Source organism: Ramlibacter sp. (genome assembly GCF_035554825.1).
In the GTDB taxonomy this organism is placed as follows: Bacteria; Pseudomonadota; Gammaproteobacteria; order Burkholderiales; family Burkholderiaceae_C; genus Ramlibacter.
Window position 1 is genome coordinate 73,029 of record NZ_DATMHS010000040.1, and the last position, 16,047, is coordinate 89,075.

Annotated in this window: 17 protein-coding genes; 6 read left to right on the top strand and 11 right to left on the bottom strand. The window is 71.5% G+C overall.

The genetic code is table 11. From position 1 onward, the window contains the following. Window positions 1-158: 158 nt before the first annotated feature. The 4 genes from VNT59_RS04050 to VNT59_RS04065 all read left to right on the top strand — a co-directional run bounded on the left by VNT59_RS04050 (window position 159) and on the right by VNT59_RS04065 (window position 2,608). Complete coding sequence (locus tag VNT59_RS04050; protein ID WP_325496870.1) at window positions 159-743, top strand: Spy/CpxP family protein refolding chaperone; 585 nt, start codon at window positions 159-161, stop codon at window positions 741-743. A 380-nt stretch (window positions 744-1,123) separates the two neighbouring features. Further along, window positions 1,124-1,639 (top strand): general secretion pathway protein GspB, encoded by a 516-nt coding sequence (locus VNT59_RS04055; protein WP_325496872.1) that lies wholly within the window; start codon window positions 1,124-1,126, stop codon window positions 1,637-1,639. Between the two features lie 140 nt (window positions 1,640-1,779). Then, window positions 1,780-2,208 carry a DsrE family protein gene (locus VNT59_RS04060; RefSeq protein ID WP_325496874.1) on the top strand — a complete coding sequence of 143 codons (429 nt, stop codon included), beginning with the start codon at window positions 1,780-1,782 and terminating at the stop codon, window positions 2,206-2,208. A 97-nt stretch (window positions 2,209-2,305) separates the two neighbouring features. Further along, the gene (locus VNT59_RS04065) at window positions 2,306-2,608 is read left to right on the top strand and encodes a c-type cytochrome (RefSeq protein ID WP_325496876.1); all 303 of its coding nucleotides are present in this window, start codon (window positions 2,306-2,308) and stop codon (window positions 2,606-2,608) included. A 266-nt stretch (window positions 2,609-2,874) separates the two neighbouring features. Here the strand turns inward: VNT59_RS04065 and VNT59_RS04070 are convergent, their stop codons facing one another. The 8 genes from VNT59_RS04070 to VNT59_RS04105 form a co-directional block, all read right to left on the bottom strand. Further along, on the bottom strand, window positions 2,875-3,285 hold the full coding sequence (locus VNT59_RS04070; protein ID WP_325496878.1) for a host attachment protein: 411 nt from the start codon (window positions 3,283-3,285) through the stop codon (window positions 2,875-2,877). Window positions 3,286-3,353: 68 nt separating this feature from the next. Then, complete coding sequence (gene mgtA, locus VNT59_RS04075) at window positions 3,354-5,939, bottom strand: magnesium-translocating P-type ATPase (RefSeq protein WP_325496880.1); 2,586 nt, start codon at window positions 5,937-5,939, stop codon at window positions 3,354-3,356. 9 nt (window positions 5,940-5,948) lie between these two features. Further along, entirely contained in the window at window positions 5,949-6,791 is an 843-nt protein-coding gene (locus tag VNT59_RS04080; RefSeq protein WP_325496882.1) for a universal stress protein, read from the bottom strand. A 93-nt stretch (window positions 6,792-6,884) separates the two neighbouring features. After that, complete coding sequence (locus tag VNT59_RS04085) at window positions 6,885-7,529, bottom strand: response regulator transcription factor (protein WP_325496884.1); 645 nt, start codon at window positions 7,527-7,529, stop codon at window positions 6,885-6,887. After that, a complete protein-coding gene (locus tag VNT59_RS04090) occupies window positions 7,526-9,007 on the bottom strand; it encodes a PAS domain S-box protein (protein ID WP_325496886.1) in 1,482 nt (493 codons plus the stop codon). The genes VNT59_RS04085 and VNT59_RS04090 overlap by 4 nt, the downstream gene beginning before the upstream one ends. 61 nt (window positions 9,008-9,068) lie before the next feature. After that, window positions 9,069-9,656, bottom strand: coding sequence for a hypothetical protein (locus VNT59_RS04095; protein WP_325496888.1), 588 nt, complete (start codon window positions 9,654-9,656; stop codon window positions 9,069-9,071). Window positions 9,657-9,732: 76 nt separating this feature from the next. Beyond that, window positions 9,733-10,392 (bottom strand): phosphoribosyltransferase, encoded by a 660-nt coding sequence (locus tag VNT59_RS04100; protein WP_325496890.1) that lies wholly within the window; start codon window positions 10,390-10,392, stop codon window positions 9,733-9,735. Window positions 10,393-10,455: 63 nt separating this feature from the next. Beyond that, entirely contained in the window at window positions 10,456-12,996 is a 2,541-nt protein-coding gene (locus VNT59_RS04105; protein ID WP_325496892.1) for an HAD-IC family P-type ATPase, read from the bottom strand. 137 nt (window positions 12,997-13,133) lie between these two features. On the opposite strand from VNT59_RS04105, the gene VNT59_RS04110 reads away from it, so the two are divergent. Further along, window positions 13,134-13,457 (top strand): DUF883 family protein, encoded by a 324-nt coding sequence (locus VNT59_RS04110; protein WP_325496894.1) that lies wholly within the window; start codon window positions 13,134-13,136, stop codon window positions 13,455-13,457. Window positions 13,458-13,524: 67 nt separating this feature from the next. Next, complete coding sequence (locus VNT59_RS04115; RefSeq protein ID WP_325496896.1) at window positions 13,525-14,004, top strand: universal stress protein; 480 nt, start codon at window positions 13,525-13,527, stop codon at window positions 14,002-14,004. Between the two features lie 16 nt (window positions 14,005-14,020). On the opposite strand, the gene VNT59_RS04120 is transcribed toward VNT59_RS04115, so the two are convergent. From VNT59_RS04120 to ccoG, 3 genes are read right to left on the bottom strand one after another with little or no spacing between them, the layout of a single operon-like run. Next, window positions 14,021-14,302, bottom strand: a complete 282-nt coding sequence (locus tag VNT59_RS04120; RefSeq protein ID WP_325496897.1) for a hypothetical protein — start codon at window positions 14,300-14,302, stop codon at window positions 14,021-14,023. A 35-nt stretch (window positions 14,303-14,337) separates the two neighbouring features. Continuing rightward, window positions 14,338-14,595: a FixH family protein gene (locus tag VNT59_RS04125; protein ID WP_325496899.1), complete on the bottom strand. Its 258-nt coding sequence runs from the start codon at window positions 14,593-14,595 to the stop codon at window positions 14,338-14,340. A gap of 9 nt (window positions 14,596-14,604) precedes the next feature. Then, window positions 14,605-16,041, bottom strand: coding sequence for a cytochrome c oxidase accessory protein CcoG (gene ccoG, locus VNT59_RS04130; RefSeq protein WP_325496901.1), 1,437 nt, complete (start codon window positions 16,039-16,041; stop codon window positions 14,605-14,607). Between the last annotated feature and the right edge of the window lie 6 nt (window positions 16,042-16,047).

Sequence of the window (16,047 nt, forward strand, 5' to 3'; positions counted from 1 at the left end):
AACACAGCATGTCACGCGCGGCCCTTGTCGCACTGGGCGACAAATCGGCCGGCGTTTGACATCCGCTGCACACGCGCGCGCGCTTCAATGCATGCATGGCAGCACGGTGCTGCCACCCGGCGCGCGGCGCCGGCCCTCGCCACCGACAGGAGTTGATCATGAAGACCACCACCACGATTCTCGCGGCGCTCGCCGCCACGGCGTCCCTCGCCCTCTCCGGTGCGGTCTGGGCCCACCCCGGCGCCGGCATGGGCGGCTGGGGCATGGGGCCCGGGTCCGGGATGGGCCCCGGCTTCGGGATGGGCCCCGGCTTCGGCCCGGGCATGATGGGCGGCATGGGACCCGGCATGGGGCCGGGCGGGCGCGGCGGCTGGGGCCCGGGTGGCGGCGGCTTCGACATGGCCGCAGCGGCGGCAGGCCACCTCGCCGCGCTGAAGGCCCAGCTGAAGATCACGCCGGCGCAGGAATCCGCCTGGAAGGCCTACGAGTCGGCGGTCACGCAGCAAGCGGCCGCGATGCAGGCCCAGCACGAGCAGTTCCGCGCGCAATGGCAGAGCGTCAAGCCCGGCGACCCCGCGCCCGACATGACGGCCCAGCACGAGGCGATGACCAAGCTGCGCGCATCCAGCTGGCAGGCGCGCAGCGCGGCGCTGAAGGAGCTCTCGGCCGTCCTCACGCCCGAGCAGCGCGCGATCGCCGACCGCAGCGGCCCGATGGCCGGCCGGCGCTTCGGCCCGCGCTGAAGCGCGGCGCGCTCTGCAGTCATGGGGCGGCTAGGATGGGGGCCATTGCCGCGGCGCGCCACGGCCGGCGCGCCCCATGAGAGGATCACGAGATGCAGTCTCCCCCGAGCCGCCCACCTCGAACCGCCGCCGCGCGCCGCCCGGCGACCGGGCCCGGCCGCCGCCGGCATCCAGCCGTCATTGCCGCCTGGCTGAGCGCCGCCCTGCTTGCGACGCCCCTGGCCGGCGCGCAGGCGCCGGCCGCGGGCCTGCCGGGCGCCGTCGCGCCCGCCGCACCGGCCGCCTCGGGCACCGTGGCCCCAGGCGGGGTCATCCCCGGTGGGGTCGTGCCGGGTGGAGTCGCCCCTGGCGGGACGGTCCCCGACAGCGCCACCCAAGGCATGGGTGCGCCCGCCGCGGCGCCGGCGACGGTGCCGGGCGCCGCGCCGGCGGTGCCGCCACCGGGCGCCACCGGCCGTGTCGAGCGCTCGATCGGCAGCACGCCGCCGCCGGTGCCCGGCAGCCCGCTCGGCGGTCAGCCGGGGACGATGCCGGCCCCGCGCGGCTTCGCCGTCCCGCCGGCCACTGCGCCCTCACCCGTGCCCGCGCCGGCGCCCGTGCCGGTGCCGCCCGGCGTGCCGCCCATGACCGTGCCCCCGGCGCCGCCGGCAGCGGCTCGGGTCCCGGTCCTGCCCACCGTGCCCACGCCCCCGGTCACCGGCCTGCCGCCCGATGCGCCCAAGCTGGTGATCAACGGCGGCGTCTATTCGCCCCGGCGCGAGCACCGGATCGTGATCGTCAACGGCCAGATCGTGCGCGAGGGCGCGGACCTGGGCTCGGGGGTCCTGCTCGAGCAGATCCGCCCGACCAGCGTCGTGCTCGCCTTCCGCGGCACCCGCTACAACGTCAACTACTGAGCGCACCGGTCGCGGCGGATGCAGGCAAACCCTGAGCCAGCATATTTGTCAGTGGTGATGTAATGATTCATGGACAGGGCCGGCCGTGCCGCCGCACGCGCCGCCTTTTTTTTGACGACAACGCCGGGAGGGAATCCATCGTGAACCGCATCGCCACCTTCATCGCCGCGCTGGCGGCCAGCTTCCTGCTCTGGGGCACCGCCTTCGCGCAGGACAAGGTCGTCTACCACATCGACAACGCGGAGGCGCAGGCGACCAAGGGCTTGCGAAACATCCGCAACCACCTCGACGTCGCACCCGACACCAAGATCGTCGTGGTGACGCATGCCGAGGGCGTGGACTTCCTGATGGAGGGCGCCAAGGACAGGAAGAATCCCAACATCGACTACGCCTCGCTGGTGAGCGCCCTGAAGGCGCGCGGCGTGCGCTTCGAGGTGTGCGAGATCACGCTGCGCAACCGCAACCTGAAGAAGGACCAGTTCTCCATGGACGCGGAGTTCACGCCCTCCGGCGTGGTCCGCATCGGCCAGCTGCAGACGCGCGAGGGCTACGCCTACATCAAGCCCTGAAGGCCTGCGGCACGCTGTGCGCCGGCGCCCGCGTGGGCTCTGTTATATTGCCGTACGCTTATATCTAGGCGTATTCAACACACACAGGGAGTGATGCATGAAGTTGGTTGTTCTCGCCGCCGCCGCGCTCGTCGCCGTGCCGGCCTTCGCCAGCAAGGAACTGGCGCAAAAGCACGCCTGCCTGGCCTGCCATGCGGCCGACAAGAAGATCGTCGGCCCGGCCTTCCAGGACGTCAGCAAGAAGTACAGCGGCCAGCCGGAAGCGCAGGCCATGCTCATGAAGAACATCAAGGCCGGCGGCGCCGGCAAGTGGGGCCCGGTGCCCATGCCGGCCCAGGCCGCGCTCAGCGACGCCGACGCCAAGGCCCTGGCCGCCTGGGTGCTGGCCGGCGCCCAGTGAGGAGGGTCGCCGCGGCGGCGAGCGCCTGACGCAGATCAAGGAAATACGGGTCCCGGCGCCTAGAGTTTGCTGGCACCGGGGGCGAAATCCTTCGGTGCAGGCTGCGGGACAAAAGTCCCGAAAGCCGGGTTCCGGCGTCCTGATCCGCCGGGATGGATGGAGACGACATCAGACTGCAAGCTCTCCCTCAAGGCTTGCCGGGTCTCCGCCCAGCCCGCCGACCGCGTCATGCGGCGGCGGGCTTTGCTTTTCGGGCGTCGCCCGCGTCAGTGATGCGCCGCGAGCTCGTTGGCGATGCGCTCTTCGATTTCGCTGACGGTGCAGCGCGTGAGATCGGCCTCGTGGATGGCCGCCAGCCGCTGCCGCGTGGCCTTGCCGAGTTCCTGCTCGAGGTGGGCCAGGAAGGGGCTGGCAGCGAAGACCGTCAGTGCGTGGAAGTGGTCCAGCTGCGCCTCCTGCTCCAGCAGGTGCGCCAGCTCGCGGGCAAAGTCGGTGTGCTGGTGCGCGACGGTCCAGTCGGCCTCGAGGCGGCCGAACACGCCGGGGCCGGAGGCCGACTCATCGGCCTGCTGCAGGGGATGGATGAAGCTCTCGAGAATCACCATGGGCGCGCCCGGCTCCTGCTGCAGCAGCCGGGCCCGCGTGCCGTTCGCGACCAGGGTCCAGTCGGGTTTCATGATGGTCCCGCCATGAGGTCGACAAGGATAGACGAAGCCCCCGACGGCCGCGTTGACCCGGGTCAAGGTCAGCCGGGTGTGGCCTGCTCCGGCGTCTTGCTGGCCCGGCGCGCCCGCCACGGGTTCGATGCACCCGGCCAGAACCGGCGCTTGACCAGCTCCAGCACCGCCAGGTAGCCGAGCGTCATGGCCGCCAGGGCCGCGTAGAACGGTGCGGGCAGCGCGACCAGCCCGAACAGCGGCGCCAGGGGGGTCCACGGCAGCAGCGCGGCGAACAACAGCACGGCGGCGGCGGCGGCGGCCAGCGCCGGGTGCGGGCGCCCGGCCAGGGCCGCCCCGCGGGTGCGGATCACGAACACGGCCAGCACCTGGGTCGCCAACGACTCGATGAACCAGCCCGAGCGGAACTGCGCGGTAGTCGCCCCGAGCCCGTACAGCAGCAGGCCGAACGTGGCGAAGTCGAACAGCGAACTGAGCGGACCGAAGGTGAACATGAACCGGCGCAGCTGCCCCATGTCCCAGCGCTGGGGCACCAGGGCCTCGGCCGGTTCGACCCGATCGAGCGGCAGCGCCGCCGACACGCCGTCGTACAGCAGGTTGTTCAACAGGATCTGCACCGGCAACATCGGCAGGAACGGCAGGAACAGCGCCGCCGCCGCCATGCTGGCCATGTTGCCGAAATTCGAGCTGGTGCCCAGCAGCAGGTACTTGCGCGTGTTGACGCAGGTGCGGCGGCCCTCGGTCACCGCGGCATCGAGGACGGCCAGGCTGTGGTTCAGCATGATCAGGTCGGCGGCGGCGCGCGCCGTGTCGGCCGCGCTGTCGACGGAGATGCCCACGTCGGCGCTGTGCAGGGCCGGCGCATCGTTGACGCCGTCGCCGACGTAGCCGACGACGTGCCCGCGCGCGCGCAGTGCCTGGATGATGCGGTTCTTCTGGATCGGGTTGACGCGGCAGAACAGGTTGGCCCGACTGGCGCGCCGGGCGAGCGCGCGCACGTCGAGCCGGTCGATCTCGGTGCCCAGCACCACGCCTTTGATCCGCAGGCCCAGCGCCCGGCAGACGTGCTGCGTGACCAGTTCGCTGTCGCCGGTGAGCACCTTGACCTCCACGCCCTTGGTCAGGAGGTCGGCGATGGCCGCGTGGGCGTCGGCCTTCGGCGGGTCGAGAAAGGCCGCATAGCCCAGAAAGACCAGCTCGTTCTCGTCGTCCAGGCCGGCATCGACCAGGCTGGCCGGCACCGCCTTGGAGGCGATCCCCAGCACCCGGAAGCCCTCGGCCTCGAGCCGCTGCAAGGTGGCGTCGGCCAGCGCGCGGGCCTCCGCGGTCCAGGCGGGCGCGACCGCACCGTCCTGGAAGCGGTCGCAATGCACCAGCACGTCGTGCGGCGCGCCCTTGACGATCAGGCGCCGGTCGCCGTCCCGGTCCGCCAGCACCGACAGCCGCCGCCGCTCGAAGTCGAACGGGATCTCGTCGATCTTGCGCCAGCCGGCGGGGTCGACCTGGCCGTGCGCCAGGATGGCCTCCTCCAGCGGCGTGTGGATGCCCGATTCGAAGAAGCTGTTCAGGAACGCGGCCTCGACCACCGGCCCGCTGTCGCGGCCGGCGATGTCAACGTGCCGCACCAGTTCGATCTTGGCTTCGGTGAGCGTGCCGGTCTTGTCGGTGCACAGCACGTCGACGGCGCCGAGGTTGTGGATGGCCGACAGCCGCTTGACGATCACCTGCTCGCGCGCCAGCCGGAGCGCGCCGCGCGACAGGCTGATGGTCACCACCATCGGCAGCAGTTCCGGCGTGAGCCCCACGGCCAGCGCCACCGCGAACAGGAACGACTCGACCCACGAGCGATGCGCCAGGCTGCTGACGAACAGCACCAGCAGCACCAGGAACAGCGTGATGCGCAGGATGAAGTGGCCGAACTGGCGCAGGTCGTGCTCGAAGGCCAGGTCTTCGCGTCCGCCCGCCAGCACGCCCGACATGCCGCCGATCTGCGTCGCCGCGCCGGTGCGGCACACCACCATCGTCGCCGCGCCCGAGAGCACGCTGCTGCCCATGAACAGCGCCCCGTCCTGGCCGGCGCCGGCAACCCGCTTTTCCGCCGGGAACGATTCGCCGGTGAGGGTGGACTCGCGCACGAACAGGTCCTGCGCCGCCAGCAGCAGGCCGTCGGCCGGCACCAGGCAGCCGGCGGCCAGCCGCACCACGTCGCCGGGAACCAGCGCCGCGACGTCGATGTCCTGCTCGCGGCCGTCGCGCAGCACGCGGGCGCGCACCGCGACACTCTCGCGCAGCCGCCGCGCCGCCGATTCGGCCTGGCCCTGCTGGATCTGGTCGAGCGCGACGCTCAGCAGCACGACGACGGCGATGATCCCGGCGCTGGCCGGCTCGCCGGTGGCCAGCGAGACCGCCCCCGCCACCAGCAGCACCAGCACCAGCGGGTCGCGCAGCCGCCGCGCCAGCTGATCGAACAGGCGCCACCGCGGCGGCGGCGCCAGCCGGTTCGGACCGTGCCGCTGCAGGCGCGCGCGCGCCTCGTCCTCGGTCAGGCCCTGGGCCGACCCGGCGAGCGCCGCGACCGCGGCTTCCGGCGGCTGGCGCCACCAGGCGTCGGCCCCCGCTGGCGCCGCGGCCGCAGGCGGGGACGACCGGGCCATGGCGGCGCCTCAGTGCGCCATCAGGACCGGCAGCGTCATCGAGCGCAGGATGGTGCGGGACGTGCCGCCCAGCACCCATTCGCGCGCCCGGCCGTGGCCATAGCAGCCCATCACCAGCAGGTCGGCGTCGAGGTCGAAGGCACGCGACAGCAGCAGGTCGCCCAGGGCCGACGGCTCGGGACCGCCCTCGCGATGCCACACGGCCTCCACCCCCCGCAGCTTCAGGTAGTCGTCGAGGCCCAGCTTGGCGCCGACCACGCCCTCGGACGCCTCGCCCCAGCTCACGACATGGACCCGCCGGGCCCGCTGCAGCAAAGGCACCGCCGCGCTGACGGCGCGGGCCGCCTCGCGGGTCGGCTTCCACGCGATCACGATCGTCTGGCCGACGCTGGGCATGGCGCCGGCATACGGCAGCACCAGCGCGGGCTTGCCGCTGCCGGCCATCACCAGTTCGGGAAAATCGAAGGGAACGCCGGCCGATTCGCTGTCCTCCGGGTCGTACTGGCCCAGCACCAGCAGGTCGGCATACAGCGCCTGGCGCACGAACGCCGGCACGATCGGGTAGTCCTCCACCTCGGCCCAGGCTGCATGCACGCCGGGCACGGCCGGGGCCCGATCGAACACGGCGCGGGCCCGCGCCCGCCGCTCGGCATCGATCTCGCCCAGCGCGGCGGCGACGCTCGGCCCGGCCTCGGGCGCGAAGGGCACCACCAGCAACGCCGGGGTCACGGCGTACAGCGCCGTGACGGCGGCCCCATGGGTCTGGGCGATGGCACGGGCGACCTCGAGTCGCCGGCTGGCGTGCGGCGAAGCATCCAGGTGCACCAGCAGTTGGGTCAGGGATTCCTTCACGGCACCACTCCTTGGGTTGCGGTGCAGGAACGTTAGGTCGCGCCGCAGGCCCGCGCGTTGATGCCCGTCAAGCCGCCACCCGGCGGCGCCGGCTCAGGGATCGAGCGAGTCGGCGAGGCCGTGCTTGATCGCGTAACGGATCAGCTCGCTGGCGTTGTTCAGGCCCATCTTCTGCATCAGGTTGGCCTTGTGCGTGCTCACGGTCTTGACCGAGAGCTTCAGCCGGGCGGCGATGTCGGTCACCGAGACGCCGGCCGCCAGCAGGCGGAAGACCTCGAACTCGCGGTCCGACAGCGACGAGTGCGGATCGACCTCGCTGCCCGGCATCGCGCCCAGCGCCAGCTGCTCGGCCACCTCCGCCGAGACGTAGGCACCGCCGGCGGCGATCTTGCGGATCGCCTGCTCCAGCTGCGACGGCGCGCTTTCCTTGGTCAGGTAGCCGCTGGCGCCGGACTTGATGGCGCGCACGGCGTACTGCAGTTCCTGGTGCATGCTCAGCACGAGGATGCGCAGGCGCGGCTTCTCGGCCCGCACCACCTTGATCAGTTCCATGCCGCTGCGCCCAGGCATCGACAGGTCCAGCACCAGCACGTCGAATTCGAGTTCGCGCACCCGCTGCATCACCTGCGTCCCGTCGGCGGCCTCGCCGACCACCTGCATGTCCTGGATCTCGGAGACGATCCGCTTCAGGCCCTCGCGCACGATGGCGTGGTCGTCGGCAATCAGGATGCGGATCACTGCGCCTCTCCCTCGTCGCGCACCGGGATGCGCACCTCGATGCGGGTGCCGCGGCCCGGGTCGCTTTCGATGTTGGCCGTTCCTTTGAGCAGGTGCGCGCGCTCGCGCAGCCCCATCAGCCCCAGCGACAGCGGCTTGCGCGGCGCGTCGGTGTCGAAGCCGCGGCCGTTGTCGGCGACTTCGAGCACCACCGCCTGCGGCGTGCGCGCGACCAGCACGCTCACCTCGGTGGCGGCGGCGTGCTTGGCCACGTTGGCCAGCGACTCCTGCACGATGCGGAACACCGCCGTGGCGTAGGGCTCCTGCAGCTCGATGTCTTCGTCCACGTTCACTTCGCAAGGCACCCCGCTGCGCTGGGTGAAGTTGTTGGCCAGCCACTCGATCGCCGGCTGCAGCCCGAGGTCATCGAGCAGCAGCGGCCGCAGGTCGGCGGCGATGCGGCGGGTGGCCGCGACGGTGGTGTCCAGCATCGCCACCATCTGGGTCAGCTTGGCCACCGCGCTCGCCGGCTCTTCGGCGGCGTGGTCGCGCAGCCAGATGGTATCCATCTTCAGCGCGGTCAAGGACTGGGCCAGCTCGTCGTGCAGCTCGCGCGCGATGCGGCTCTTCTCGCCTTCGCGGATCGCATGGGCCTCGGCCGCGAACTGGCTCAATTCCTCCTGCGCCCGCACCCGCTCGGAGATGTCGCGCAGGATCACGGTGAAGAGCGTGCCCTCGCCGGTGTCCAGCTGGGAGATCGACGCTTCCATCGGAAACTCTTCGCCCGACGAGCGCTTGCCGTACAGCACGGTGCCGTCGCCCATGCGACGCGACGTGATGCCGGTGGTGGCGAAGCGCCGCACGTGCTCGGCGTGACCCGCGCGAAACCGGTCGGGCATCAGGAATTCCAGCGTGCGGCCCAGCGCCTGCTGGCTCGGCCAGCCGAACGTCTTCTCGGCGGCTCGGTTGTACAGCACGATCCGCTGCGACTCGTCCACCGTGATGATGGCGTCCATGGCCGAGTCGAGCAGTCCGGCCAGGCGGGCCGCCAGCCGCGCCTGCTCCTGCTCGGCCCGCAGCCGCTCGGTGATGTCGCGCAGGATCACCGTGTACAGCTTGCCGCGCGGGGTATCGAGCTGGGAGATCGACGCATCCATCGGGAATTCTTCGCCGCTGGCGCGCACCCCGTAGACCACGTTCAGCGCGCCCATCTTGCGCGAGGTGACGCGGGCCTGGCCGAAGCGCCGCACCTGGCCGGGATGCGCCGCGCGGAACCGGGCGGGAATCAGCTTTTCCAGCGGCTGGCGCAGGATTTCGTGGCGCGGCCAGCCGAAAATCTTCTCCGCGGCCCGGTTGAACAGCACGATGTTCTGCTGCTCGTCGGTCGTGATGACCGCGTCCATGGCCGAATCCAGCACGCCCGCCAGGAGTGCGGCGACGTCGTCGGGGCTGCCACCAAGGGAGGCGAGATCAAGAGTGCTGATCGAGGGAAGGGGCACAACTTCGGTATGACAAGCGCGGCAAGCCCCGAATTTACCCCAGACTGGCCGCCCGGGTGCTTCAGTGGATGAGCTTGTAACCGGCCGACTCGCCCGCCGGCTGGAGCGGCCCCAGCGGATTGACCTGCTTTTCCTCGCGGTCGGTGCTGGCCTGGCCGCCGTAGTTGCGGAACAGCACCGTGCCGTCGCTGACCACGATCAGCGCGTCGAACCACCAGCCCTTGATCGACGTGTGGCGGCGCACATTGAGGAAATCCAGCCAGAAGCCGCCATCGCGCCGGCGGCTCTGCCACTCGAAATGGAACACGTAGCCGCGGCACGCCTGCTGCGCCTCGATGCACTGGCGCACCCCGGCATCGAGCTGGTCGATCGGCACGCCCGGGTACGGCGCCAGCCGCGCGACGATGTCCGGATACGGGATCAGCGTGACGTTGGTGCCGGCCACCAGGTCGAACCCGAGGTCCTTGAGTTCGTCGGTGCGGGTCTTGCGCCCCTCCACCCGCCTGATCGCCGCTTCGGCCGCCTCGAAGCTCGCGAAGCCCTGCGGCGTCTCGGTGCTGCCGCGCGGCAGCATCCCGGTGCACCCGCCGAGTGCCAGGGCGCCGAGCAGCGTCAGGGCGAGGGGCGCGAGAACAGGACGGCAACGCATCGGCGCGCAGCGCCGGCGTGGCGCCGCCGCTGCCTCCTGAATATAGGCAGCGCCCCCCCGACTTCGTTGACCCGCGTCAAGCGGCTGGCGGCGGCTCGCCGCCGCGCCTGGCCAGCAACTGCCGCACCTCCTCGTCCGTGACCGGCGTGAAGTCGCCGTAATACCGGCCCGCGTTCGCGAAGTCGGTCGGGTTGAGCACGGACACGAATTCGTCGGCGACGGTGCCGATGCGGTCCTCGCTGTCGCACGGCCCCACCGGAACGGCGGCCACGACCCAGGCCGGCTTGGCGCTGCGCAGCGTCTTCAGGGCCGCGCACATCGACGCGCCGGTCACCAGGCAATCGTCGACGACGATCACGGTGCGACCTTCGGGAACGACGGTCGGCATCGCCGAATACATCGCGTGGCGGCGGATCAACTCCACGCTCTCGGCCGCCACGATGCCTTCGAGCTGGGCCGGCGCCACGCCGGCCTCGGCGATGGCCTGCGGATCGACGTACATCGCCCCGCCGCCGGCGAGCGCGCCCAGCGGCAGTTCGGGGCGGCCGGGCGCCAGGAGCTTGCGCACGATCAGCAGTTCGAGCGGCGCCCGCAGCGCGCGCGCCACCTCCGCAGCCACCGGCACCCCGCCGCGCAGCAGCGCCATCACCACGACGTCGTCGCGGCCCGCGTAGCCCTGGAGCCGGCCGGCCAGGGCCCGGCCCGCCGCGCTGCGGTCGGAAAAAGGAACGGTCATGGGGTGTGTTGCGGTGCGGGTGCCCACGTTATTGCACCCGCGCCCGATCACCGTTGATACACGTCAACGCGACCGTGGACGTCGGGCCGGCCGGCCCGGCGAGGTCGCCAGGCGCACCAGTCCCAGCCACAGCACCGTCGCCGCGACCATGGCGGCGGCGACGGCGAGCCCCGCGCCGCCGGGCACGGTGAACCCCATCACGGCGCGCAACCAGGGCACGCCCAGCACCAGCAGCAGCATCGCCGCGACGGCGACCGCGAGCCGCGCGAGCCAGGGGTTGTGCCCGCGCAGCGCGCGGGCGCGCGTCCGCGCGGCGGCAACCAGCGCCAGCAGCCCGCACAGCAGGCCCAGGAACACCGCCGTGCGCACCGCGGCGTCGGCCCAGCCCGCTCCCACCATCCACCAGCAACCGGCCGTCAGCGCCCCGGCGAAGCCCAGCCCCTGCACGCCGCCGATCGCGACATTGCGCGGCGCGAACGGCGAAGCGCGAGCCTGGCGCGGCGGGCGCGCCATCACGTCGGCCGCCTCCGGTTCCGCCTCGAACAGGATCGAGCAGGCCGGATCGATGATCAGCTCCAGCAGCACGATCTGCGCCGGCAGCAGCAGCAGCGGCCAGTGCAGCAGGACCGGCAGCAGCGCCAACGCGATGATCGGCACGTGCACCGCGAAGATGAACCGCACGGCGAGCCGGATGTTGTCGTCGATGTGCCGACCCTGCCGGATCGCGGCCGTGATGCTGGCGAAGCTGTCGTCCAGCAGCACCAGCGCCGCCGCCTCGCGCGCCACGTCGGTGCCGCGTTCGCCCATCGCGATCCCCACTTCGGCCGCCTTCAGCGCCGGCGCGTCGTTGACGCCGTCGCCGGTCATGCCCACGCGCTCGCCGGCGGCCTGCAGTGCGCGCACCAGCCGCAGCTTCTGCTCGGGCAGCACGCGCGCGCAGATGTCGACGCTCGCCAGCGCCCGCTGCAATGCCGCGTCGTCCATGGCCGCGATCTGCGGGCCGGTGAGCATGTCCGGCCGCGGGTTCAGACCGATCTCCCGCGCGATCGCCCGGGCCGTGCCGGCATGGTCGCCAGTGAGCACCAGGAGGCGGATGCCGGCCGCGCGGCAGGCGGCCACGGCCGCCGGGACCTCCGGCCGCGGCGGGTCGACCAGGCCCACCAGGCCGAGGTAGCGGAACGTGAACTCGTGCTGGCTGGACGGCCACTGCTCGCCGTCCCATTCGCCGCGGGCCACGCCCAGCACGCGCAGCCCGGCCCTCGCCATCTCCTGCACCTGCCGCTGGATCTGCTCCCGGGCCGCGGCATCGAGGTGACAGAGGTCGGCCACCGCCTCCGGCGCGCCCTTGGTGGCCAGCAGGTGTCGCGCCGGCCGGGCGGCGGGAAAGACGTGCGTCATCGCCAGGATCTCGCGCGACAGCGGGTACTGCTGTTCCGGCGTCCAGTCGCCGTGCAGGTGCTGGGTGCCGCGCAAGTGCATCGCCGCGAACCGGCGGATCGCCTTTTCCATCGGGTCGAACGGGTCCGCCGGCGTGGCCAGCAGGGCGAACTCGGCAACTTCGTGCAGCGATTCGGGCAGCGGGGCCCTGGCATTGGCCTCGAACACGGCGTCGCCGCCGCGGACCTGCGCGACCGTCATCCGGTTCTGCGTGAGCGTGCCGGTCTTGTCGACCGCCAGCACGGTGATCGCGCCGAGCGCTTCCACGGCCTGCACCCGGCGCGTGAGGACCTGCTGGCGCGACAGCCGCCACGCACCCAGCGCGAGAAAGACCGTGAGCACCACCGGAATCTCTTCCGGCAGGATCGACATCGCCAGTCCGATGCCGAGCAGCAGGCTCTCGAGCAGCGGCCGCCCGTCCCACCGCCAGGCCAGCAACACCACCGCCGCGGCCACCGCGAGGCCGACCGCGGCCATCGCGCGGACCACCCGGCGCGAGTCGCGCTGCAGGGCCGAATCCGCCACCTGGGTGCGCGCCAGCGCCGAGCCGATGCGGCCCACCTGGGTCCGCCCGCCGGTCGCTTCCACCCGCGCCAGCGCCACGCCCTGCGTGACCATGGTGCTGGCGAAGACGAACGGCCCGCCTTCCTGCCCCGGCATGAACGGCGGCAGTTCGCCGGCCGCCGGCAGCCGCACCTGCGGCGCGGGCTCGCCGGTCAGGAGCGACTCGTCCGTGCTCACCTGCCCCTGCAGCAGCACCGCGTCGGCGACGATGCGGTCGCCTTCGTGCAGCACCAGCACGTCGCCGCACACGACCTCGCGGCTCGCGATGCGGCGCTCCTGGCCGTCGCGCAGCACCAGCGCCCGCGGCGCCGCCAGCTCGCGCAGCGCCTCCAGGGCGCGCTGGGACTTGCGCTCCTGCACCAGCGTGAGGCCGATCACGGCGAACACGGCCAACAGCAGGAACAGCGCCTCCGCCGTGTCGCCGATCAGCAGGTAGATGCCGCCGGCCGCCAGCAGCATCAGGAACATCGGCTCGGCCAGCACCTCGAAGACGATGCGCGCCAGCGGCTTGACTTCGGTGCCGGGCAACGCGTTCGGTCCGTCGGCGGCGAGCCGCCGCGCCGCCTCGCGCGCCGAGAGACCGGTGATCGACGAGGCGTCCATCCGCCAAGCGTAGAACGCGGCGCCGCTGCTGCCTTGAGCATGGACAAGGCGGGCCCGGTCGCGCCGCGCGGTTTGATCGCGGTCAACGAATCACAGCGGTCGCGTCCTAGACTCGATTCAGACTTTGGAGCGACAGCATGGACGAAGCGATGCAACCTCTCGGGCAAGACAGCAGCAGCCGTTTGGCGGACGACTTCCGCACCGTGGTCAGCGACGCCGAACAACTGCTTCGGCATGCGGCGAACCAGGCCGGAGAGGGCTACGTCGAGGCGCGCCAGCGCCTCGAATCGAGCCTGAAGACGGCGCGCCGGGGGCTCGACCAGCTCGAGCACACGGTGGCCGATAGCAGCCGCCGCGCCGCCCGCGCCACGGATGGCTACGTGCGCAACCACCCTTGGGAGTCGATCGCCGTCGGCGCCGGCATCGGCATGCTGGTCGGGCTGCTGGTCGGCCGCAGGTAATCGGCGGCGCTCGGCGCCTTCGCCCTCTCGCCTGCCCGGGCCGACGATAATCGCCGCAGGAGGTCCCATGTACCAGCGCATCATCGTCCCCATCGACGGCAGCGACACCTCGACCCAGGCGCTCGCCTCCGCGATCGGCCTCGCCAAGGAAAGCGGCGGCCGGGTCCGGCTGGTGCACGTGGTCGAGGAGCTGGCCTACCTCACCGGCTACGACCAGTTCGGCGGCTATGCCGGCGACCTGCTCAAGATCATGCGTGAGACCGGCGCCAAGATCCTGGACAACGGCCTTGCCACCGCCGCGGCCGCGGGCGTGGCGGCGGACCAGGTGCTGTACGACAACCTCGGCGAGCGGCTGCCTGAAGTCGTGGCCGAGGAAGCCAGGCGCTGGAACGCGGACCTGATCGTCGTCGGCACCCATGGCCGCCGCGGCGTGGGCCGCATGCTGCTGGGCAGCGGCGCCGAGCAGATCGTGCGCACCGCGCCGGTGCCGGTGCTCGTGATCCGCTCCGCGGCTGCGGCCCAGCCGGCGTCAGGCAAGCCGCCCTGAGGCGGCCGGCGGCGCGCTACTGCTGGGGGCAGCCCTGCGGCCGCTCTTGCGGCTGGAACGGGCACACGTTCACTTCGGCCGCCGACTTGCACAGCAGGACGGTGATCGCGTTCGACACGCTGCTGACCAGCCAGAACACGAAGAAGCTGGCGGTGTACACGCTCTGCCGCGAGAACGGCAGCGGATGGCCGGACCACGCCAGTTCGCTCGGGTCGACCAGCGCGAACACGATGAGCTCCAGGGCGCAGGCCGCGAGGAACGCGGGCCACACCACTCGCAGCATCTTCAGTCTTTCCATCGCCCGGCTCCTTGTGGTTGCGCAAAAGCGCGACTCTACCGTGATTGCGGCGTGGGCGTCGCGGCGTGGTTGCGGCCCTGCAGCGCGGGCAGCAGCGCCTTCTCGGCGGCCAGTTGCTTGTTGATCTCCAGTCCACGCCGGTAGTAGTCGGCGTCAACCACCGGGTCGGGCGTGCTCACGGCCAGCCAAGCGGTCACGACCCCGGCCACGATCACGATCGCCGGGCCGGCGATGAGCAGCCACACGTGGCCGAAAGTCCACCAGGGCGCGCTGGGCGAAACGGGTGTGGTCAATGGAACTCCTCAGCGCGGCACCAGGAACGCGGACTTCTCGCTCACGTGAGCGTCCCCCGCGGCCGTGCCGATGTTGAAATGGATCGGATGCGAGCCCGCCGGAGCCGAGCCGTAGGGAACCTGCAACCGCACCGCCACCCAGCGGGCTTCGGCCGGGCCGACCTGCACTTCGGCCTCGGACGCCACCACCAGCCCGGGCAGCCCTTCCACGCCGATGCGATAGCGCTGCGGCTCCTCGGTCGCGTTCATGATCTGCAACCGGTAGACGTTCTCGAGCTTGCCGCCGGCAACGATGCGCGAGAGCGCCGCGCGATCGCGCACCACGTCCACCTTGAGCGGCGTGCGCGCCACCAGGCTGACCACCAGCGCCAGGCACAGCGCCGCCAGCACCGCGCCATAGACCAGCACCCGCGGCCGCAGCACGCGCCGCCAGATGTCGGGCTTGGACCAGCCGTTGGCGATCGCGTTCTGGGTGGTGAAGCGGATCAGCCCCTTGGGGTAGTTCATCTTCTCCATCACGCCGTCGCACACGTCGACGCAGGCCGCGCAGCCGATGCACTCGTACTGCAGCCCGTTGCGGATGTCGATGCCGGTCGGGCACACCTGCACGCACAGGCTGCAGTCGACGCAGGAGCCGAGCGACAGCGCGGCCGGGTCGGCCTTGCGCGAGCGCGAGCCGCGCGGCTCGCCGCGGGCGGCGTCGTAGCTCACGATCAGCGTGTCGGGATCGAACATCGCGCTCTGGAAGCGCGCGTACGGGCACATGTACTTGCACACCTGCTCGCGCAGGAAACCGGCGTTGCCGTAGGTGGCGAAACCGTAGAACAGCACCCAGAACACTTCCCACGACGTCATGTGGAAGTTCAGCAGGTCGGCGCCGAGTTCGCGGATGGAAGAGAAGTAGCCGACGAAGGTGAAGCCGGTCCAGAACGCGAACGCGATCCAGATGAAATGCTTGAGCGCCTTGCGTCCGAACTTCCGGACGCTCATCGGCCCGGCATCGAGCCGCATGCGCGCCACGCGGCTGCCTTCCACCTGGCGCTCGATCCACAGGAAGATCTCGGTGTAGACCGTCTGCGGGCAGGAGAAGCCGCACCACAGGCGGCCGGCGACCGCCGTGAACAGGAACAGCGACAGCGCGCTGATGACCAGCAGGGCCGTCAGGTAGATGAAGTCCTGCGGATACAGGACGATGCCGAACAGGTAGAAGCGGCGCGCGCCCAGGTCGAACAGCACCGCCTGGCGCTGGCCCCACTCCAGCCACGGCAGGCCGTAGAACACGAGCTGCGTGATGAAGACGAAATACCAGCGCCAGCGGGCGAACAGGCCGTTGACCTCGCGCGGGTAGATCTTCTTCTGCGCCTCGTAGAGCGAGGTGCCTTCGCCGCCGGAGTCGACCGGTACCGAGGCGATCGGGATCACCTTGCGCGCTGCCTGCGATTGCACCGGAAC